Source organism: Shewanella sp. SG41-4 (assembly GCF_014164505.1).
Taxonomy (GTDB): Bacteria; Pseudomonadota; Gammaproteobacteria; order Enterobacterales; family Shewanellaceae; genus Shewanella.
Genome location: NZ_JACJFI010000009.1, coordinates 1 through 20,857 on the forward strand (window position 1 = coordinate 1; position 20,857 = coordinate 20,857).

At 42.0% G+C, this 20,857-nt stretch carries 16 protein-coding genes; 11 read left to right on the plus strand and 5 right to left on the minus strand.

Translation table 11 applies throughout. From position 1 onward, the window contains the following. Window positions 1-425: 425 nt before the first annotated feature. Complete coding sequence (locus tag H5202_RS01980; RefSeq protein ID WP_182770490.1) at window positions 426-1,214, minus strand: hypothetical protein; 789 nt, start codon at window positions 1,212-1,214, stop codon at window positions 426-428. A gap of 638 nt (window positions 1,215-1,852) precedes the next feature. On the opposite strand from H5202_RS01980, the gene H5202_RS01985 reads away from it, so the two are divergent. After that, entirely contained in the window at window positions 1,853-2,344 is a 492-nt protein-coding gene (locus H5202_RS01985) for a hypothetical protein (protein WP_182770492.1), read from the plus strand. A gap of 298 nt (window positions 2,345-2,642) precedes the next feature. Here H5202_RS01985 and H5202_RS01990 read toward each other — a convergent pair whose 3' ends face one another. Further along, on the minus strand, window positions 2,643-3,737 hold the full coding sequence (locus H5202_RS01990) for a GNAT family N-acetyltransferase/peptidase C39 family protein (RefSeq protein WP_182770494.1): 1,095 nt from the start codon (window positions 3,735-3,737) through the stop codon (window positions 2,643-2,645). A gap of 75 nt (window positions 3,738-3,812) precedes the next feature. Here H5202_RS01990 and H5202_RS01995 point away from each other — a divergent pair, with 75 nt between their 5' ends. Further along, window positions 3,813-5,264: a RimK family protein gene (locus tag H5202_RS01995; RefSeq protein WP_182770496.1), complete on the plus strand. Its 1,452-nt coding sequence runs from the start codon at window positions 3,813-3,815 to the stop codon at window positions 5,262-5,264. 98 nt (window positions 5,265-5,362) lie between these two features. On the opposite strand, the gene dgcS is transcribed toward H5202_RS01995, so the two are convergent. After that, a complete protein-coding gene (gene dgcS / locus H5202_RS02000) occupies window positions 5,363-6,244 on the minus strand; it encodes a diguanylate cyclase DgcS (protein ID WP_182770498.1) in 882 nt (293 codons plus the stop codon). A 162-nt stretch (window positions 6,245-6,406) separates the two neighbouring features. On the opposite strand from dgcS, the gene H5202_RS02005 reads away from it, so the two are divergent. The 9 genes from H5202_RS02005 to H5202_RS02045 all read left to right on the plus strand — a co-directional run bounded on the left by H5202_RS02005 (window position 6,407) and on the right by H5202_RS02045 (window position 19,049). After that, window positions 6,407-8,359: a monovalent cation:proton antiporter family protein gene (locus tag H5202_RS02005; protein ID WP_182770500.1), complete on the plus strand. Its 1,953-nt coding sequence runs from the start codon at window positions 6,407-6,409 to the stop codon at window positions 8,357-8,359. A gap of 190 nt (window positions 8,360-8,549) precedes the next feature. Then, a complete protein-coding gene (locus H5202_RS02010; RefSeq protein ID WP_182770502.1) occupies window positions 8,550-9,086 on the plus strand; it encodes a sigma-70 family RNA polymerase sigma factor in 537 nt (178 codons plus the stop codon). Further along, window positions 9,083-9,796 (plus strand): anti-sigma factor, encoded by a 714-nt coding sequence (locus tag H5202_RS02015; protein ID WP_182770504.1) that lies wholly within the window; start codon window positions 9,083-9,085, stop codon window positions 9,794-9,796. The genes H5202_RS02010 and H5202_RS02015 overlap by 4 nt, the downstream gene beginning before the upstream one ends. Before the next feature lie 436 nt (window positions 9,797-10,232). Beyond that, the gene (locus tag H5202_RS02020) at window positions 10,233-11,819 is read left to right on the plus strand and encodes a DUF4331 domain-containing protein (RefSeq protein ID WP_182770506.1); all 1,587 of its coding nucleotides are present in this window, start codon (window positions 10,233-10,235) and stop codon (window positions 11,817-11,819) included. 10 nt (window positions 11,820-11,829) lie between these two features. Next, on the plus strand, window positions 11,830-12,369 hold the full coding sequence (locus H5202_RS02025) for an Ig-like domain-containing protein (RefSeq protein WP_182770508.1): 540 nt from the start codon (window positions 11,830-11,832) through the stop codon (window positions 12,367-12,369). A gap of 144 nt (window positions 12,370-12,513) precedes the next feature. Then, window positions 12,514-13,680 (plus strand): tetratricopeptide repeat protein, encoded by a 1,167-nt coding sequence (locus H5202_RS02030; RefSeq protein WP_182770510.1) that lies wholly within the window; start codon window positions 12,514-12,516, stop codon window positions 13,678-13,680. 10 nt (window positions 13,681-13,690) lie between these two features. Further along, window positions 13,691-14,815 (plus strand): HupE/UreJ family protein, encoded by a 1,125-nt coding sequence (locus H5202_RS02035; protein WP_336244775.1) that lies wholly within the window; start codon window positions 13,691-13,693, stop codon window positions 14,813-14,815. A gap of 509 nt (window positions 14,816-15,324) precedes the next feature. Further along, window positions 15,325-18,537 (plus strand): DEAD/DEAH box helicase, encoded by a 3,213-nt coding sequence (locus H5202_RS02040; RefSeq protein WP_182770512.1) that lies wholly within the window; start codon window positions 15,325-15,327, stop codon window positions 18,535-18,537. A gap of 164 nt (window positions 18,538-18,701) precedes the next feature. Continuing rightward, complete coding sequence (locus H5202_RS02045) at window positions 18,702-19,049, plus strand: hypothetical protein (protein ID WP_182770514.1); 348 nt, start codon at window positions 18,702-18,704, stop codon at window positions 19,047-19,049. Window positions 19,050-19,186: 137 nt separating this feature from the next. Here the strand turns inward: H5202_RS02045 and H5202_RS02050 are convergent, their stop codons facing one another. Continuing rightward, window positions 19,187-20,182, minus strand: coding sequence for an NADH:flavin oxidoreductase (locus H5202_RS02050; protein ID WP_182770516.1), 996 nt, complete (start codon window positions 20,180-20,182; stop codon window positions 19,187-19,189). A 9-nt stretch (window positions 20,183-20,191) separates the two neighbouring features. After that, window positions 20,192-20,806: a LysE family translocator gene (locus tag H5202_RS02055; RefSeq protein WP_182770518.1), complete on the minus strand. Its 615-nt coding sequence runs from the start codon at window positions 20,804-20,806 to the stop codon at window positions 20,192-20,194. Between the last annotated feature and the right edge of the window lie 51 nt (window positions 20,807-20,857).

Below are 20,857 nucleotides of genomic sequence, written 5' to 3' on the forward strand. Positions count from 1 at the left end.
ACGTCGTGGCGCTTCACCCACACCAGACCAAGAGGAAACCAACGGCTGTTCCCTCTTGGAACTCCCAGCCGCCCCGCAACATTTTCAAACAGCGAAAAGGTCGCCATGGGGATTGATCCAGCTTTGGGCTTTATTTGGAATCGGCCTCGGACTTATTCGAAAATGCTAACGCTTCCGATGGTACATCCTGTACCGCGAAAGCTAGCCTGACGTCCTGTCAGGCTCACGCTATTTTCTTCAACGTCCTCAAGTTCAGAGTTGAATCACACCAATTGCAAGCAAGGTATGCAAATCATTTATGCCCTATTGTGTGTTGGTTCCGATGGCTGAAGTACATCTGCAACCTATTTTTACAATACATAAACTAATGGTTAGGCAAAAGACTCCAGCTCCTTTTCTTTCTTCACTCAAGGTAGGCAGCGTATTTAGATAGTCTTGTCTAACGAATTCATAAATCGCGAAAAACTTATGACATCATCAAGCTCAAAATCTGATATGTGTGGATACCCTAACTTGGACAAAACGCGCATATAACCATCGATAAAATAGACTAGAACGCTACACATAAACAGGTAGTTTATTTGGTTGCGTTTAATCTCTTCGGTTGGGTGAGCCTTATGAGCAGTATTTACCTGCATCAATGAGTCGAAACCAGTGTGGGTATGGGAAGACCAAAACGAATATTTGTCGCATACAAAAGTTGGGATGCCTAACTGCTGGCCTAACTCATACCAACCGCAAGGTTTCCATTCGTTCTTTCTCGATGGTTTGAAGCTATTAAGTCTAAGGCGCGAGGATAGCTCATCAATAATCTGTTGTTCTTCCCTAATTTTTGCTTCTAATTCTGGCGTTCCAGCGACAACTTTGTTTTTTGCCCTGTTCTTGTAACCGAGCAACGTATACCAATCAAGACGATCTTTATCTAGTTCATCACCAAAATAGTGGTAAGCAATAGTTACTAAGTTTTCATATGACACTCGTAAAAGTGCTATCACACTTGAAGTGTCATAGTAAGTGAACCCCTGCTCTATATGATTGAGGTCTAGCTCGCTAGTCATCAACATTTCAGTAGTATTGAGGTGCTTCAAAAGCTTAATAGCTGCAACATTCATGAAGTAATAGTTATCATCTGCTTTGTTGATAAACTCGAAACCAGATTCAAAAATGTTGCATGCCGTTCGATAGAACAATGCGTAGTCATCACTGCCAACCATCAAGTTTATCCTACTCATTAGGTCATATAAAGTTCAATACAATAGCTCTATGCAGGATGACTGCCAACCCCCATAAGCAATTGTTTTTTTTGCAATAGTTATTGAGTGTTCTAGTTTGTCTCTAAACGATAACATTACCTGTTGACTGTTATTTGATCTGGTTCTGGCTTAGAGTTGCCCCAAAACGTGTTTCAAATATAGCCAGAGGCCACTAACGTCATGATGCTTCGCTCAGCTTTACACTTCATCGGTAACAGGCTTATTAATGTCGGATAAATATCCAGTGCCAACCATGTCTCCCACCTTTATGTAGTGTGTACTGCGTATAAAAATAGTGGTAATGGTTTTTGGCGTGTTTTTAAGTTGAATCGGCTAATAAGCAAACTAAAGTCGTACGGATAATAAATCGCGAATGTTGTAATGTATTGAAATTAAGGTGTTTTTATTTTTGTCGAATATTGAGCCCACTTTTAACGCGCAAGCTCGCTTTTATTGGTCAGTGGAGTTAAATAAAACTGCTTTACATCAATAAGATAGTAAATATAGGATGATATAAATCAATAACTTAAATGGCCGGCTTTAAATTTATTTGACCCTTTAATAAGCTGTTAGCAATACATTCAAAAGTGGAGCGTTAAGTGGAAACAAGAAAAGAGCGATTTGACCGATTACAATTAGCTTTTAATTTGGTCGCGCATCACGATACTGAGCTAAGTTTTTCAGGTTTAATCGAGCCTAATCGAGATACATTTCATGGTTTTAAACTAGTCTATTCAACAAATCACCTTGAAGGTGATTTTGCTAATACGTCCTTAAAAGCCATTGAAGATGAGTGTCCGACACTTAAAAAGTACTTTTATGGCTCCGGATTACTATTTTTTTCTGATGAGTTGTATGACAGAACGTGGAAAGAAGGGCACGTTAAATTGCCCATCGATGGCGAGCTAGCTTTCGCGGTACAGGATGTACCATCGGAAGCGTTAGCATTTTCAAATAAGGCCGAAGCAGGCTGCAAACGAAGTCAAAAGCTAGAGCTATTTCCGTCGCAATTTTTTCGCTGCTGTTGTTTGTTTAAAAAGCGAAAATGTTGCCGGAACGGCAGGGGTGATCCAAGAGGGGATTGCTGTTGATCCCCTTTTGGCCCGTGCAGGGTGGAACCTTGCGATGTTAATCTGGTGTGGGCGAAGCGCCACGAGGTTAGTGGCCGCAGGCCATAAGCACAAGCAACAAAAGAAACACCTGGATTCCGGCTCAACAGCATTACCGGAATGACGTGAAATAGAGCTGGATCCCAGCTCTATTTCACCATCGAGAGAACGATGGTAAATTTGACCTTGCGATCTAAATTCAAACGAAGTTTGATAAATCGGGTGTGGGTGAAGCGCCATGACGTTAGTGGCTGCAGGCCATAAAAAAGCTTAATCATCATTAAGCCAAAGATGATTTAACCACTAGACAAGAAACCTGTTTCTGCTTCCCATATTGCATCACTTGCGCCAGCTCTGACTGACTAATTGGTACATACGCAGCGTTAATCGCATCTTTTTGTGCTTCAACAAACGGGTCGTGAATAAACATAAACTGCTCGTTGTAACCGCTCAATACCACCCAATGTGGGCCTTTCTCGCCATTAAAGCGATAAGTACTTATCATCAGCAAAACGGCATAACCACACTCTATCCAGTTACGAAGTTGAGCCAAACTTGGCGAGGTATTGTGGATCTCAATACCTTGTGAAATCAACTGTTGGCAAAAATCGTCATGCACGATGGTAATGACGGCTTTTTTATTGCTGTCACGGACGCTATCAATAAAAGGAACCGAGGTTGATTGGCTGTACATTTCAATTTGTAAGCCACGCTTAATCGCTGCTAAGGCTAAGCCATGAACACTGCAACCGCCGTGGCCGCTGGTCATAAAAATAGTGGTGGCTTCGCGCCAAATGCTCAGCTCATCAACTCGACTTGGATTATATTGCGGCTTTACCGCGCTCATGGCCATCATTAAGCAGGCTGCGCCGCAGGTAAATGGTGTGGTTTGCACATATAAAGGCATCTTGATGACTTTGCTTGGCCCTGGTGGGTCTAAGCGTTTGTGCATGCGCACGCCATCGGCCAAATCATCGTAATAATGCACTAAGGTTTTTAGGACTTTATAACCCATTTTTAAATAAAGATTTTTGGCGGCGATATTGTCGTTTCGCACTTCTAGGCGTAATGTAATGAAACCACGCTCGACCACTGTGTGCTCACATTGTGTGACCAGTTCAAAGGCAATGTTGCGACCTCTAAATTCGCTTGCAACGGCAATAGAGTAAAGCCTAGCTAGCCGAGTGCCTCGATGAAATAGCACCAGAGCATAGCCTGCAAGTGTGCCGTCTATTTCGGCTACTAATAAGCTGTCCAGAGGTGAATTGAGAAAGCGTTTCATCTGCCGAGAACTGATTTTATCGCCACTAAATGCATTGTTTTCGATGTGGTTTAGTTGCGGTAAATCGCTGGGGGTCGCTTGACGAATAAGCATGAGTCGGCTCGAGTTGGCAAAACATGATAGTGGCTTAATTTACGCGCTAAACCGCACAAGAGGCAACAGATATTTATGGCTCATTTTTTAATTGTCACCGACGATGTTAATGATTGGCGTCCCTATTTGCCCAGTGACCATATGGTCACGGTTCATGATTATTTAGAAATGGGCGCATTTGCAGATCAAAGCGCCATGCAAGTGATTAACTTGTGTCGCAGTTATGATTATTTAAGCACTGGTTATTACTGCTCGTTAATGGCGGAAGCCCGTGGGCATCGCGTGATCCCTCGGGTAATGACCATTAATGATTTATCTCAGGACCGCTTTTTTAGTTTACCGCAATCTGGCCTAGATAAGCTGCCAGAGACGGTGAATGAAATCAGCATGAAGCTGTATTTTGGCTATTGTGATAATCCGTTGCTAGACAAGCTTGCGCGTAAAATATTTGAACGTTTTACTGTGCCTGTATTGCAAGTGAATTTGTTAAAAATGTCAGGTAAATGGCAAGTTAACACCATTGAGCCTGCTGCGTTTCAAGATTTAACCGAACCTGAACAAGATTTATTTGCCAAGTATCTTGAAGTGTTTTCACAAAAGGTATGGCGTTTACCTAAACCGTCGAAACGCTATCGTTACGAAATTGCCATGCTGGTGGATGAGCATGAAAAAATGCCGCCATCAGATAAAGCCGCGCTGAAATTATTTACTAAGTCGGCTAATCGTATTGGCATGGACTTAGTCCAAATTGGATCTCATGACTTGGCTCGACTAAGTGAGTTTGATGGTTTGTTTATTCGTTCAACCACCAATATTAGCAATTTTACCTATCGGTTTGCTAAAGCGGCTGAGCAACTTGGGCTAGTGGTAATGGATGATCCTGAATCCATTATGAAGTGTACTAATAAGGTGTTTTTAACCGAACTATTAAACAAGCATAAAGTGCCCGTACCCAAAAGTTTAATCTTTAAAGCCTCTGATAAAAACTGGGCCGATAATGTGATTAACACTATAGGGTTACCAATTGTACTTAAAGTACCCGACGGTGCATTTTCGCTCGGGGTTGTTAAAGTGAAAGACCGTGAAACCTTACTCGAACAAGCGGCGATAATCTTTGAGCACAGTGCGTTAATTTTAGCGCAGGCGTTTATGCCAACCGATTACGATTGGCGCATCGGCGTGCTAAATCGTCAACCAATTTATGCCTGTCGTTACTTTATGAGTCGCGGTCATTGGCAGATTTACCAGCATCATCACAGTGGCCGCGTTAGCAGTGGTGATTTTGACTGCATCGATTTGAAGATGGTGCCGCAAAATATTGTCGATGCAGCGGTTAAAGCGTCTAATTTAATTGGTGCAGGCTTGTATGGTGTCGATTTAAAAGAAATCGACGGTAAAGCTTATGTGATTGAAGTGAATGACAATCCGAGTATCGATCATGGAGTAGAGGATTTGTTTTTAGGTAATTTAGTGTATGACCGAGTGATGACTGAGTTTTTAAGGCGTATTCAGCTTCGCGGTTTGTAACAATGAATAAAGACCTAATTGTGAAATCACAGTTAGGTCTTTATGAAAATTAATTAGTTGTGTACTGCTTAACTAGCGCATTGCGCTAGATTTTAATGCTAATTCTGGCTTATACGGTAACAGTTACGTCCCGCTGCCTTTGCCGCATACATGGCTTTATCGGCGCGCTCGTATAAATTTTCTGCTTGTTGCTGTGGCAATGACTCTGCAATACCTAAGCTGCACTTGATATCGTATTCTGTCAGCTGAGAATGCTTTGGCATCATTTCAATAATTCGCTGGCACACGATTTCAGCGGCTTGAATATCACCTTGAGTGATAATCACAAACTCATCACCGCCAATTCTAAATGCTTGGTCTGTATTGCGGATGGCTTCGTTAATTAACTCAGCAAATCCAATCAATACAAAATCCCCGGCTTTGTGGCCGTGAAGGTCATTTAATTGTTTAAACTTATCTAAATCGATGACAACCAAAGACACTTGTCCCTGCTGACGATTGGCACGAGCCAATGCGGTGCTTATGGATTGTCTATAATAATATCGATTACCTAATCCGGTTAATGCATCAAACATGGCTTGAGTAGACATATTTTGATACTTTAACGCATTATTCAATGGTTGAATTAGCATGCTCTCAAGTTGTTGCAATAGTTTCTTTTGCGTCGAACTGAGTGGCACGGATAACTGATAAGTTAGAATAAAGGTGTCATCGTTATCGTTAATAGTATGTTTTAATTCAATACCATAGTGACGTCCCCAAACAAATTTTTGTTTGTCTAAGGTCAACTGAAATCCTTTAATCGGCAAATGTTGTCCAATAATTTTGCCAAAACAGGCAAAAACTGTCCGAGGATCTAAACTTCCATGTAGTTGTTGAATCACTTGAACAAGATCTAGTGCAGACTCCATATTCAAGTGAGCGTCAGCACGATACCAGTAATCATCAGGATAAAACTCTGTAGCTAAAGCGAAATCCATTGTATTTTCTCCAGTACGTTACAACTAATTACCGTATTATTAGCAAATTTCATGCCTAAAATAATTTTTCTATAGTTATTAATTGGTTGTTGTTTTACTGTAGTACTTACAAAACCATCTCTATCCCTTTCGACAGTTTTTTGACAAGGAGCTAAGGCCACAATGGAACACGGCATTTTTATCCATATTTTGTTGATGCTTGTGATTGCTATTGCGGCGATTGCATTGTTACGTCGGCTCGGCTTACCGGCCATTTTAGCTTATTTACTCACCGGGGTTGTTAGCGGCCCCAGCGGTTTTCATTGGTTTACCCAGTTGCAAATGCAATCGGTGGCTGAGTTAGGTGTAGTGCTACTGATGTTTACCTTAGGTCTGGAGTTTTCGGTACCGAGATTGTGGGCAATGCGCCGAACCGTTTTTGGCTTGGGTAGTGCCCAAATGCTGGTAACGGCCTTTGTGGCTGGCGGTATTGCCATGTTGGTTGGGCAAAACTTAGTGGCAGCGGTGGTGATTGGTTCGGCTATTGCGTTGTCGTCAACGGCCATTGTGCTGAAGCTGCTTAATGAACAAAACTGGTTAAGGCGCAGGCACGGCGAGCTGTCTGTTAGTGTGTTGCTATTTCAAGATTTAGCGGTGGTGCCGCTATTAATTCTAATGCCGCTGTTAGCTAAAGGCGGCGCTGAAATGAGCTTCAACAGTATCGCGTGGGGATTACTTACCGGTATTTTGGCGTTTCTAGGGTTAATGTCATTTGGTAAATGGATATTGCCACGTATTTTTGACGAAGTGGCACGCTCACGTTCAAATGAGTTATTTGTACTGTCGACCTTAGTGGTGGCTTTGGTGACTGGCGCGTTTACCCAATGGCTTGGTTTGTCGATGGCATTAGGGGCGTTTATTGCTGGGATGTTACTTGGCGAAAGCCAGTATCGACGTCAATTAGAAGCAGACATTAGACCATTTCGTGATTTATTAATGGGCTTGTTCTTTATTTCCATCGGGATGCTACTGGATTTCAATCTAGTGATGCAATATTGGTGGCAAGTGTTATTGATTTTGGCTGGTGTGGTAATAGCCAAAATATTAATTGTGCACTGTTTGCTCAAACTTGTGGGTGAAAATACCAAGGTATCACTCAGTACGGCAATCAGTTTAGGTCAAGTGGGTGAGTTTAGTTTTGTGTTATTGGCATTGGCGGTAAATTATCAATTACTCGACACTGAAGTGAGCACTGTGCTGGTGGCCGTGGCGGTGATCTCTATGTCAATGGCGCCTTGGCTGATCCGTCATAGTGTTGATATTGCCAAAAAGGTCAGCGGTAATAAGCTGCCACCTAAAAATGAACCGACCGAGATTGTATTACCTCTCGCTGACGAAAGTGACGTGGTACTGATTTTAGGTTACGGCCGTGTAGGGCAAACTATTGGCCGCTTTTTGAAAACAGAAGCAGTGCCTTATATGGTGCTTGATTTAGATCCCACCAGAGTGACAGAAGCGAGAGCAGCAGGCGAAAATATTTATTTTGGTGATGCTTGCAGAATGGCGATTTTGAAAAAGATGGGCATTCGCCAGGCGAGTTTAGTGGTGGTGACATTTTGTGAGCCAAGGCAATCTGAAGAGTGTTTAGCTGTGGCGCGTAAATTGGCTCCCGATGTGAAAATATTGGTGCGCACTCGCGATGATGCCAATTTACATGAGCTTAAAGAAGCTGGGGCGACTCAAGTTATCCCTGAATCACTCGAAGGCAGTTTAATGCTGGTGTCGCAAGTGTTGTTTAAATGTGGCGTCCCCTTAGCGCGGATTATTAAACGCTTAGAATCTGAACGTCGTAATCATTACCAATATTTACACGGTTTCTTTTCAGGTACCGAAACTGATTTTACCTTGGATTTGTTGCATGCAGTATCGCTGGCTTCAGGCGCTAGTGCTGTGGGGAAAACCGTTGCAGACATTCCATGGCAAGCTTTGGATGTTGAGCTTAGAGCGGTGCGGCGAAAAGGCGAGGAAATCGATCCACCACCCCCTGAGTGGGTATTAAAGCGTAACGATATTTTAATGCTGGTGGGTAAACCGCGCAGTATCGAGAAAGCTGAAGAGTATTTACTGCAAGGTTAAATATGGCTTCATATCATTCTACCAAGCACCAAGCACCAAGCTGAAAAGTGATGGTGCTTTTTTATTTTATTTTTTTGCATCCAATATCAACTTTGGTTCGTATAAACACTATTGGGGCTTTTTTTATCAGTATACGCGCAACAAGCCTGTATCAACTATATCTAACCATCATAGGGAAACGTGGCAGATTATGGATCAAGACACATTACTTAACTTATTAAGTGCTAGTGCAGATGGAGATAAACAAGCGTTTGCTGATTTATACCAATCTACCAGTGGCCAGTTATTCGCAGTTAGTTTAAAAATGCTCGGTCGACGTGAGCTAGCCGAAGAGGTATTGCAAGAAGCCTACGTAAAAATTTGGCATAACGCGACTGAATATCAACACGGAAAGGGATCTGTTCTCACGTGGATGATCAGTATTGTTCGTTACCGAGCCTTAGACATGTTGCGTTATCAAAAAGTCAGAAAAGAGGATCCACTTGAAGATGGCCAAGAAGCCATTTTTGAAGAGCATAACAATGATGACGGGCCTCAGGTTCATAAAAATAAACTCGACCAGTGTATGGGAGAACTCGAGCCTCAACAGAAACAAGCGATTCATCTTGCTTACTATAATGGTTTATCGCATCACGAAGTTGTGGGGCACTTAGATTTACCATTAGGCACTATTAAGAGTTGGATCCGTCGTGGTTTACAACAATTACAGAGGTGTTTATCGCTATGAATTATCGTGATCCTCAATTAAAAGACGCATTAGCAGCAGAATATGTGCTTGGTACATTGCGTGGCCAAGCGAGACGTCGGTTTCAAAAATTAATGATGCAAATTCCCAGTCTGCGTGAAAGCACTTGGTTATGGGAGCAACATTTACATGGCATGAATCAATTGTTAACGCCGATAACCCCAGACGAGCGGGTTTGGCAACAAATCAGTATTTCGTTAGGGTTTGTTGACAATACGGCCCAAAAACCATCGCCAGAAACCTCAAATGTGGTGCCTATGGCCACACGTAACCGTTTATGGAAGGGGTTAGCATCAATGGCAAGCGCAGCAGCCATAGTTATGGCTGTCTTAGTTGTGAGTAATCAGCCACTGCCAGTTGCTACACCGCAGCAAGTCGCGGTAGTGCAAAGTGCACAATCTAAAGCATTATGGTTGATTGAAGTGACCGCCAATACGATTGAAGTGCGCTCTACCAGTAACCTAAAGCCACTGGCGAATAAAGACTATGAGTTATGGATGGTGGCTAAAGGTGTCGAAAACCCAATTTCATTAGGTTTACTGCCTAAATCAGGCAAGCTAACATTGGTGAAAAACAGTCAATTTGATGACATGGATATTGTCGCTTTGGCGGTAAGTTTAGAGCCGTTGAACGGCTCACCAAATGGCATGCCAACAGAGGTATTGTATACCGCAGAGCTAGCAATTTTATAACGCCTTAATGATACCCAATAGCTGTAAAGCATTGAAGTATCACCTCGCTGACATTGAAGCGGCCAATAGAAATACTATTGGCCGCTTTTTTATGGTTGCCACTATTCATTGGCGATCGAAAAGTCATCGATTAACGGGAAGTGTTTAGTTAACCATTACTGACCGATAATTTATTGAGGGACTGTATTGGAGGACTGTATTGAGGTGAAGGTATTAAGGAGGCTTTATTAAAGAGATGGTGTTAAGAAAATGGTATTGATAGGTAATCATTCATAAATATGAAATTAGATTAAAATACATGAAAATAAATTCACTTTAAATTCAGCGTATTAAAGTCTTTTTTAATTTAATTTAATAATAGTCACTAAAACCTGCATCCAAAATGAAACCTGAGCCGTTTACTTGTATGACTCTACAACATAACAAGGAAATGGTCATGAAAGTACTAAAAATATCCCTAATAGCCAGTATGGTATGCAGCACTTTATTAGGCGCTAATGCGTTTGCGTCAAGTCACCGAGAAGCACCCAATATCACTCGTTTTCCGACATTAGACTCTACCGATTTTTATGCCTTTAATAGCTATGAAGCAGGACGTGAAGATTACGTCACTCTTATCGCCAACTATATTCCACTGCAAGATGCCTACGGCGGACCTAACTATTATGCGATGGACCCTGCTGCGGTATACAGCATTCATATCGATAATGATGGTGATGCTATAGAAGATTTAACCTTCCAATTTAACTTTACCAATGAACTTGCCAATAATAATCAAGGTATTGCGTTAATGGTTGGTCCTGCTGACAATCAACGTAGTGTATCAGTACCGCTTAAAAATATTGGTGGCATTACTGCTGCGGATCAAAGTGCGGCAAACTTTAGCGAGTCGTATCAGTTAACACTTGTTAAAGGACCACAAAATAGTGGTAGCGCAACAGCGTTAACCAATACTTCAGGGGCGATGTTCCATAAGCCACTGGATTACATTGGTAATAAGAGTTTCGGTGATAGCAGCGCGTATGCAAGTTATGCAGGTCAATTCATCTACGAATTTAATCTCGATGGTTGTGCAAGTCCTGGCAAAGTGTTTGTTGGCCAACGTAAAGACCCTTTCGTGGTTAACTTAGGCAAAACCTTTGATTTGGTCAACTATGTGCCTGTAGAAGGTGATAGTGCACCGGGCGCTGGCGACCAAGGTGGATTTCCAGGTGGCATCACTCAATCTGTTGATAATGATGATTTGATGGATAAAAATGTCACAGCTATTTCAATTGAAGTGCCAAAGTCTTGTTTAACCACTCAAGGCAACGGCACCATTGGTGCATGGACTACCGCCAGTTTACCGCAAGCGCGTATTTTAAATCCAAATGCCAAAGTGGGCAAAACGGAAGTCAATGGTGGTGCATTAACTCAGGTATCTCGTCTGGGTAACCCGCTAGTGAATGAGTTAGTGATTGGTTTAAAAGATAAAGACACCTTTTCGACTTCACATCCAAAAGACGATACCCAGTTTGCCGATTATGTAACACACCCGAGCTTAACTGAGTTGCTTAACATTCTGTTTAAAGACGCGGTTAACCAAACGTTGGGAACAAACATTGAAACGTTAGCGCCAACTAACTTCCCTCGTACCGATCTTGTTACTGCATTTCTAACTGGTTTTGCTGGTGTTAACCAACTTGAAACGGTGACTCCGTCAGAAATGTTGCGTCTTAATACTGGTATTCCAGCAAAGTCTCGTGATATGCAGTCCGCTTTTGGTGTTGCTGGTGATGATTTAGCCGGTTTCCCAAATGGTCGCCGTCCTGGTGATGATGTGGTTGATATTGCACTGCGCGTGGTAATGGGACGTTTATGTTACCCCATCCCAGTCAATGGTACAGACACTGATTTAGGCCTTTGTACCAGTGATGATGCCAGTGTTGGTAACGTGCCATTTACTGATGGTGCGCCCGTTGACGCGACCATGATGATGGATCACTTCCCTTACTTAGCGACGCCGCTTTCGGGCTCAAAATAAGGAACATAAGATGAATACTTCTATTCGATATGCGACGCGTCAAGCGATTAATAATCTCGCTAAACCAGTGGTATTAATCAGTGTGCTCAGCGGCGGTTTTTTAGCTGGTTGTAACTCAGAGGATGAGATGACCATGGTTAAAAACAGTGCGCCAATGGTGAGCAGTATAATGCTCTCCACTGTGACTGAAATGCCGTTGACAGAGCAGTTGATAGCCACCGATAAAGACGGTGATGCACTAACGTTTACTGTGATGAATGAACCCACGCTTGGTACGGTTAGCTTAATGCCAAACGGCGAGTTTACTTATACTCCCGCCAATGAAGTCACAGGCATGGACAGTTTTACAGTTGCAGTGACCGATGGTGTAAACGACCCTGTAGCGGCAATGGTGAACATTACCATTGATGCTGAGCAAGTGATGTTTTCAAGCTTAAGTCGTCAGGCATTTTTACAACCAAGCCAAGCTGCACCTATACGTGTTAATGGCCGCGTGGTTGAAGATGATGTATCAACGGCTGATTTTTACGATGACCTATTACTGGATTAATAGGGCGAGTTCTATTAGCTAGGTTAAGTTTATAAAACAGGACGAAATGCCTATCTTACTCATCCAATTAATTATTATCTTAGCAGAGAGGTAATGATTAATTAGAGCGGTATTCAGAGCCAAGGATGGCATTAAGGAGACGTAATGCAAGAAATAACAGGGCGGTTAATGGTAATGATAAAACATGCTAAATTTTGCCTCAACACTCACTTATGCCTCAATATTTTGATGACAGTGAGTGCATTTTTTATGATTGTGGGCAATAGCATTGCGGCGCCCTATACACCTAAAGATAACAGCCAAGTTATCGCTTCCTGGGAGGCATTTAATGATGCCGATAAGCAAATGAGCTTAGACGACATCAGTGATTTTATAGAGCAAGGACAATATCCTGGAGAAGCTGATTATCGTTACGGTCGTGCAAAAGCTTGGTTACAAGCCAAAATGGCCAATGCCAGCCCCAATGCGCAAACCTTTTATTTATATGCTCGAGTATTACAACATCAACACCAATTTGATCGGGCGATAAAGGCGTTAGAACGCGCCATTGAATTAAAACCGACTGCGATAAATAGTTGGTTATTAAAAGCCAATATTCATCTGGTACAGGGTGATATTGTTGGTGCAAGGCAAGCGTGTTTAGCCCTAATAGGTAAAGCCGATATTTTATTGATTTCGACCTGTGCATTGGAGGTCGCGAGTCAAAATGGCAAGTTGGTCGAAAGCTATCAAGAGTTAGCTCGGTTGTACCAGTTGTATCAACATAATAATGAAGCAGAAAAACGTTGGATAGTGCAAATTCTTGCTGACATGGCATTTAAGCAAGGTATGGCACAAGAAGCATTGAGTTATTTAAATCAGTTAGATATGGACAATGCTCCGGTCAGTTTATTAGCGCTATGGTCTGATATTGAATTGGCATTAAATCAACATCAACGAGTGTACGACACTCTCTCCAGTATTGTCAGTCATCACGCTGTTCAAGACGACGCGCTATTATTGCGCTTAGCGATAGCGGAAAAATTCCTTGGCAATACTGTTAAATGGCAATGGACTTTTGCCCAAAGAGTTAAATTGCGTGAGCAAAGACAAGACAGTTTACATGCATTCGATCTGGCAAAATATTATTTAAATGTTGATATACAGCCCAAAAAAGCACTTTACTGGGCCAAAATAAACTGGCAGGTAGCACGTCAAGACAACGATAGAATCCTTTTAGAACAGGCTAAGGCATTGTTGGTTAAGACTAAAGATGATAAGAAATCAGTGCAAATTAGTCGAAATCTTTCAGCCGAACATGTAGCAAGTTAAGGATAAACCAGTGAAGGTATTTACGCGTTTTTTTTCAATGATGAAAGGCGGTCTGTTGCTGCTAATGTTGCTGTTCAGTCATGTCAGTTTAGCCCATCAAATGAGCACCAGTTATTTGTCTATTAACCTAGATAAGCACGGGCAAATTCAAGGTGATTGGCAAGTACGATTGTTTGATTTAAACCAAGTTCTTCCTATTGATGATAATCAAGATGGTGAGCTTACTTGGGGAGAGTTGCAAGCGCATCAAATTGCGATAGTAGATTATTTACGCTCATCTTTGGCTATCAGCCGGGAGCAAGATTGCCCATTAAGCTTCAATCCTACGCAGCAAGTTGACCAACACTTTAGTGAAGGTTATCTAGTAAGCTCATTTCAGGCTGAATGTGATAGTCCTGGTGCGCTGAGCATTAATTATCAAGCTTTCTTCAATATCGACACCGATCATAAAGTGATTACCACAATTTCAACGCCCGAGCATCAATACACGCGGGTGATAAGCAACGATAATCCCGTCATATTGATTAACTTAGCTGAAAGTCAGCTCAGCGATACATTTACTGAATATGTTTACCAAGGTGTAATTCATATTTGGAAGGGCACTGATCATATCTTATTTTTATTAGCGTTGTTGTTAACCTGCGTATTGGTGCGTGAACAACAGAAATGGCACGCGATAGATAAGCCTAAGCAAATATTTAAAGATACCGCGTGGATTATTACTGCCTTTACTTTGGCACATTCAGTAACATTAACCGCCACCGCATTGGGGCTTATTAATTTTAGTAGCCACTGGGTTGAACTGGGCATTGCATTATCAGTGCTGTTTGCGGCGCTAAATAATGTCTGGCCGATTGTATTGCGCTTAGGCTGGATAACATTTGCTTTTGGCTTGTTACACGGTATGGGCTTTGCGGGAGTATTGGGTGAACTCGGGTTACCTGAAAATCAAAAATTATTAGCAATTTTAGCCTTTAATGTTGGCGTTGAAATCGGTCAGCTGGCGATTTTAGCGGTAGTATTGCCTTTGTTGATATTTCTACGCCATACCGTCTGGTATCGAAATTGGGGGATGCAGTTTGGCTCTATTGTGATTGGACTTATGGCTATTCAGTGGTCTGTAGAACGTTTTTAGTGTTTGCCAATAAAATGTAGCCAGCTTTGGACGGTGGCTACTTATTTATTGAGATTGTATTGTCCCAAGTAGCCTTGTATTCGAACGTCGCTAACTTATGTGCGACCAATAGTTAACGTATATTCTACTCAAGTTTGGTTTATGTTCGAGACGGTGTACAAATAACCGAAGTCAGTAATAGACCCACCATAAATTCTTTTCTGTTCCCAATTACGTCAGGTTAAAAAAGTATTTTTAACATTTGCCTAAAGTCATTTAAGTTAATGGACTTTAGTGATGAGTAAACTTTTGCGCGTGTTAATTCGTATGATGATACAGATTATTGCTGTATCTGAGCTTTAGCGACCACCCAATGTGTGTGATCGCGATAATATAGCGTGTTTGAACGAGTTTTTTGTTCGAAAGATCAGCAAAGCCTAGATATTGACTGCTTTCTTCCATAGAATGGCAAGTTAACTTTTTTATCAGCGGCCATTGTTTATTTTGCTGCGGTTTTATTAGGTATATTGATGTCGGCGAAACTGTTTAATCTCCCCATTAAGCTTTCATTAGAGATGATTGCGAAACTGTTTTCGGCCACCCAAATTCAAAAAGCGCAAAACTATTTGATTCAAGGTCGAGTTCTAGAAGTTACTGCCAGCAGTAATAATCATGATATAGAGGCCTATGTTGAAGGTTCCGCTGCTGAGCCCTATCGCCAAGAAATCACCCTCGTTAATGTTAACCACAAAATTGTGATGCGTTCACATTGTACTTGTCCTGTTAGAACCAATTGTAAACATGTTGCAGCTGCTATGCTGGCTCTGGTCGATAAAAAACCGGTTGAAGAGCAACGTATACATCAATGGTTACGCCAACTTGACGAGCAAAAAACGGTTGCCGAATTTGAGGAGGAGGACGAAGAAAAAGATCGCATTATTTATGTATTATCCAATGATCCTCATGGTATTTTTGTCGAATTTAAACGCAGTAAATTAAATAAAAAAGGCCAATACAATAAAGGCAGCAAGCTGGCATTAGCCGATATTCGCTATAGTATGCCGTGGTGGATAGACCCTGAAGATAAACAGATTATCAGCTTGTTATTGTCATCAAATAATCATGGCTCTAAAATTTATATTGAAGGTGAGATTTCATTTTTAGCACTGACTAAAATGCTCACTGCCGAAGTGTGTTTTTGGGAAGAAAACCGTATTCCTCTGACTTGGGCTAAATCTGTTGTACCTGAGTTTATCTGGTGTGAGGTTGATAAAAAACATACCCAAATGCAAATGCGCATGCCTGGGCTGGATAATTGGGAGTTTATTGCTACCGAGCCACCTTTGTATGTTGAATTAGATTATTTGCATTTAGGTAGAATAGAAACCGACTTGCCAGTTAAAAAGTTAAGTTTATTGCAGCACATGCCACCAGTGCCATTGGCTCAAGTAGATGCTATTAGTCATAAAATGCTCCAGCATTTTTCACCTAAAACGGTGCCGGTTCCTAGCGAAATAGATTTTTGCGAGATAACCGATTCACTGATAACACACTTAACCTTTACGCGTGAGTTTGTTGCCAATAACCAGATTATGCAACCGGTTATTCGGGTTGATCATTGCTACGGTGAAATTACCTTTAACGCCTCGACCAAGCCCGAACGCATAAGCTTAGTCAAAAAAAATCAAGTCCAGTATCAAGTGCATAGGCATGTAGACCAAGAGCTTGCGGCTTTACAGTCATTAGCTGATATTGGCCTAGTGACACTTGAATCAGACGCTACGCTGGCCAGTTCACAACAACCCTATTATGTCAGTGTCGGATTATTACCTGAGTCGATTTTTGAATGGTCTGAATTAACCAATAATGGTGTTGATGCATTAACAGCACTGGGCATGGAGATTCATTTTGATGATGACTTCGACTTACAAATTACCGATGCACAGTTAGATGTCGATTTAGTTGACGATGATGAGTCTGGTTGGTTTTCATTATCACTCAGTGCCGACATCGATGGCCAAAGTGTACCGTTATTAGCCTTAGTTGCCCGTTGGTTACAACAAAATGGTGAACCAGCAGACGATGATGAGTTGCTATTGCCTGGCCCTAACGGTGGCTTTATTAAAATCAAAGCCAAAACCATTAAACCGCTGATTAGTATTATCCAAGAATTATTCAATCGTCACTCTGGTGATGTTATTTCGATACCACGCAACCGTGCGCATATTTTGAATGATTTATCTGCCAGTGACGTGCGTTTACTCAATGGCGAAAGAGTGCGCAATTTAGCCACCAAACTCGCAGAGTTTAAAGGGGTGGTTCCGGTTGAGTTGCCCGATGGCTTAAATGCGACATTACGTGATTATCAAAAACAAGGTTTTGACTGGTTGTGTTTTCTTAAAGAATATCAACTGGGTGGTATTTTAGCCGATGACATGGGCCTGGGTAAAACCGTTCAAGCGTTGGCATTTTTACTCAAAGCCAAGCAAGACGCTACCGAGCATCGTACTAGTTTAATTGTCTGTCCTACCAGCTTAGTGGGTAACTGGTTAAAAGAAGCCAATAAGTTTGCTCCGTCGCTGAATGTAGTGGTTATCCACGGTAATAAACGTCAGCCCTTATTAGATCAAATAAACCAGTTTGATGTGGTTGTGACAACCTATCCACTAATGTTACGTGATGAAGCTATTTACTGTGAGTATGTGTTTGAGCATATTATTTTGGATGAAGCACAACAAATTAAAAATGCTCAAGCAAAAGTCACTCAGGTGATTAAAACCCTTAGGGGTAGATTCCGCTTATGTTTATCCGGTACACCGCTTGAAAACCATTTAGGCGAATTAAAATCATTGATGGATTTTTGCTTGCCAGGTTTATTAGGCCAGCATACCTACTTTAATAAACAGTTCCGCGGTCCGATTGAGAAGCAAGCTGATGTTGAAAAGTCGCAGTTACTGAGTCAGCGTATTGCTCCCTTTATGCTGCGCCGCACTAAAAAAGAAGTGGTGTCAGAATTACCTGAAAAAACCGTGATTATTCAAACTCTGGAACTTGAACGAGATCAACGTAATTTGTACGAGTCTATCCGCTTAGTGATGGAGAAGAAATTGCGTGAATTATTTGCCAAAAAAGGGGTATCGAGTAGTCATATTGAGTTTTTAGATGCATTGTTGAAGTTGCGTCAAGCCTGTTGCGACCCGCGTTTAGTGAAGCTTGAACAAGCTCAACAAGTTAAAGACAACGCTAAAATGACTTGGTTAATTCAAAACCTGCCTGAAATGATTGAAGAAGGTCGTAAAATTCTTATCTTCAGCCAATTTACCGGCATGTTAGCCTTGATTGAAGATGAGCTAAAACGCTTAACGATTAGCTACAGTAAATTAACCGGGCAAACTCGAGACCGTCAAACTCAGATTGATGCGTTTCAAGAGGGGGATAATTCGGTGTTTTTGATCAGTTTAAAAGCGGGTGGTACTGGGCTTAATTTAACCGCTGCTGATACCGTGATCCACTTTGATCCTTGGTGGAATCCTGCAGCAGAGCGACAAGCAACGGATCGTGCTCACCGTATTGGCCAGTTAAACCCTGTGTTTGTTTATAAACTCATTGCCCAAGGCACCGTTGAAGAGAAGATTCAAGAAATGCAGCAGCACAAACAAGGTTTGGCTGACAGTATTTTATCCGATGGTACTCAAGGTCCATGGCAGGGCAGTGCAAACGATTTATTAGCACTGTTGAGTTAATGAACCGAAAACTTACTCACTTGAGCTAGCGTGTCAATTTGCGAAACTCAAATGAGTGAGATGTTATCTATTACGCTAGATTGGCTGGATAAACATGTTTTTGATAGACTTTGGCTCGATAACCAAGCAATCGATAAACATGGTCCCGAAAATGGAGATGAACCTTGGCTGCAGTGTACTTTAAACGTGGTTCATCAGCGCCAAGACCGCGGCGCTCATCTCGTGCCACGCCAGTCTTGCATACAGTCTTTTTTGAACAGGTATTTGCCGAGCTTCGGCTTAATCCTGATAAAATTGCCATTGTTAGGAGTAATATCGCTGAATTTCAAGCTCAGCCATATTTGAAGAAAGGTCTGCACACTGCAATTGATCGGTTACTGTTGGTGTTTGAAGATGATAATGACATTGAACTGCTGTATCGCCAGGTAATGAGTGATGACATTGGTCAGCGGGTAAGACGCTACCCACTGATTTTTAAAGGTATAATTTCAACTCATTCAAATACGGTATAAGTTAATTGGGCTAGATGACGAATCGATTTTTTCGACTCAAGTGTTACGAATCAAATGTTTATAATAGAGTTGAACATTTCGAATCGGATGTTACTGATCGAGTATTAGCAATCGAGTATTAGCAATCAAGTGCTACGTTACACCATCACGCGTGTTGCAAACTCACTTGGTCCCGCCAAAATAGCCCGGCCTACTGCCACTAAATCGACTTGCTTAGTCGCTAAAATGGTTTCGATGTAATCAATGCTTTCAATACCGCCAACACCAATGACTGCAGCGGTGGTTGTGCCTGTCAGCGGTGCTGCATCTTCAACTAAAAAGCCTTCGCCGCGTTTGTCTTTAGGACGATTCCAGCCACCAATGCCTGATGATACGTTAAGTATTTCAACACCCGCATCAACTAACCATTGGCTCATTTGGCCCATATCGTCATGGGATAAACCACTGGGATAACCGTCTTGCCCGGGAATGCGTGTCATCACTGCTAATCTTGGTGCCGCTTGTTTTATTTTACTGACCATTTCGAGCAATATTCTAGCGCGATTTTTAAGGCTGCCACCGTATTGGTCCTGACGTTGATTAGTGAGCGGAGATAACCACTGATTAATACCGTAACCGTGAGCGCAATGCAGCTCTACTAAATCAAATCCTGCTTTGTCAGCACGAATGGCGGCATTCACAAAGTCTTGCTGCCATTGATTAATATCATCCAACGTCATGGCTCTAGGTGTGGGTAATACACGGTCATATGCTGGCACTGTAATGCCTGACGGCCCCATAATGTCAGTGCTAATGCCTGCGCTGTCTTTGCCGCCACAATGAGTTATTTGTAAGCCTGTTTTTACCCCTGCTTTATGTAGCGTCGCTGCAATTTGGCTTAAACCGGGTAAGCAAGCATCATCATGCGCCCCAAGTTGGTTTGACTCACTGCGTCCGGCCAAATTTACATGGCTGTATTCCACCATCACCAATCCTGCGCCTGACTGGGCTAAATTATGGTAATGATTTAGGGTGGCATCCGTTGCTAAACCATTTAAATCTGCGGTTTGTGACGCCATAGGCGGTACGACTAAACGGTTTTTAAAGGTCAGTCCGTTTGTGAGTGTGAGTGGGGTAAAGCGTAACGCGGTCATTGCAACATCCTATATATTTATGGCTATCAATATGCCAGCAATCAACATAATACTGCCTGCAGTACGATTCATTATCGTTGCCGCTTTAGGGGAGGTAAATACCTGTTTTGCACTTGATGCCAAATAAGCATAAGTGAGATTAACGGAACCAAAAGCCAAGGTGGCAGTGGCGAGTATAATCATCACATCGGTAAGGTCTACATGGGCCATTGGCACAAAAGCAGGAAAAAAGCTGACGTAAAATATCAATGCTTTTGGGTTGCCCACGGCAATAAGCAGGCCCGTGATTAAATTTTTAAATTGGCTCACTTTAGGTATCGTTGCTAATTGAACGCCTTTAGCCGTTGAACGCAACATACTGAAACCTAACCAGCATAAATAAAGCGCACTGGCGTACTTTATCAGCTCGAAAGCAGGGCCCATGGCATTGGCAATAGCAGCCAAACCGAACAAGGCTAATAGAATGTAAACAAAGTCTCCCATCAGCACGCCAAGGGTAATAAAAGCGCCATGCTTAAACCCATTTGAAAATGATCTCGATACTACGGCAAACACAGCCGGACCCGGCAGTATCGCCAAAATTAACATAGTGAAAAATAATGCAATAACTTGCTGTAATATCATTAAATATGAACTCGGGTTTATGGGTAAAATACGTGGGGTATAATCGATTAG

What these genes read in the sequence shown, in the direction of transcription:
- H5202_RS01980 (WP_182770490.1), bottom strand. Translation starts at nt 1,214, where the DNA reads ATGGTTGGCAGTGATGACTACGCATTGTTCTATCGAACGGCATGCAAC.
- H5202_RS01990 (WP_182770494.1), bottom strand. Translation starts at nt 3,737, where the DNA reads ATGCTTATTCGTCAAGCGACCCCCAGCGATTTACCGCAACTAAACCAC.
- H5202_RS01995 (WP_182770496.1), top strand. Translation starts at nt 3,813, where the DNA reads ATGGCTCATTTTTTAATTGTCACCGACGATGTTAATGATTGGCGTCCC.
- dgcS (WP_182770498.1), bottom strand. Translation starts at nt 6,244, where the DNA reads ATGGATTTCGCTTTAGCTACAGAGTTTTATCCTGATGATTACTGGTAT.
- H5202_RS02005 (WP_182770500.1), top strand. Translation starts at nt 6,407, where the DNA reads ATGGAACACGGCATTTTTATCCATATTTTGTTGATGCTTGTGATTGCT.
- H5202_RS02010 (WP_182770502.1), top strand. Translation starts at nt 8,550, where the DNA reads ATGGATCAAGACACATTACTTAACTTATTAAGTGCTAGTGCAGATGGA.
- H5202_RS02015 (WP_182770504.1), top strand. Translation starts at nt 9,083, where the DNA reads ATGAATTATCGTGATCCTCAATTAAAAGACGCATTAGCAGCAGAATAT.
- H5202_RS02020 (WP_182770506.1), top strand. Translation starts at nt 10,233, where the DNA reads ATGAAAGTACTAAAAATATCCCTAATAGCCAGTATGGTATGCAGCACT.
- H5202_RS02025 (WP_182770508.1), top strand. Translation starts at nt 11,830, where the DNA reads ATGAATACTTCTATTCGATATGCGACGCGTCAAGCGATTAATAATCTC.
- H5202_RS02030 (WP_182770510.1), top strand. Translation starts at nt 12,514, where the DNA reads ATGCAAGAAATAACAGGGCGGTTAATGGTAATGATAAAACATGCTAAA.
- H5202_RS02040 (WP_182770512.1), top strand. Translation starts at nt 15,325, where the DNA reads ATGTCGGCGAAACTGTTTAATCTCCCCATTAAGCTTTCATTAGAGATG.
- H5202_RS02050 (WP_182770516.1), bottom strand. Translation starts at nt 20,182, where the DNA reads ATGACCGCGTTACGCTTTACCCCACTCACACTCACAAACGGACTGACC.
- H5202_RS02055 (WP_182770518.1), bottom strand. Translation starts at nt 20,806, where the DNA reads ATGATATTACAGCAAGTTATTGCATTATTTTTCACTATGTTAATTTTG.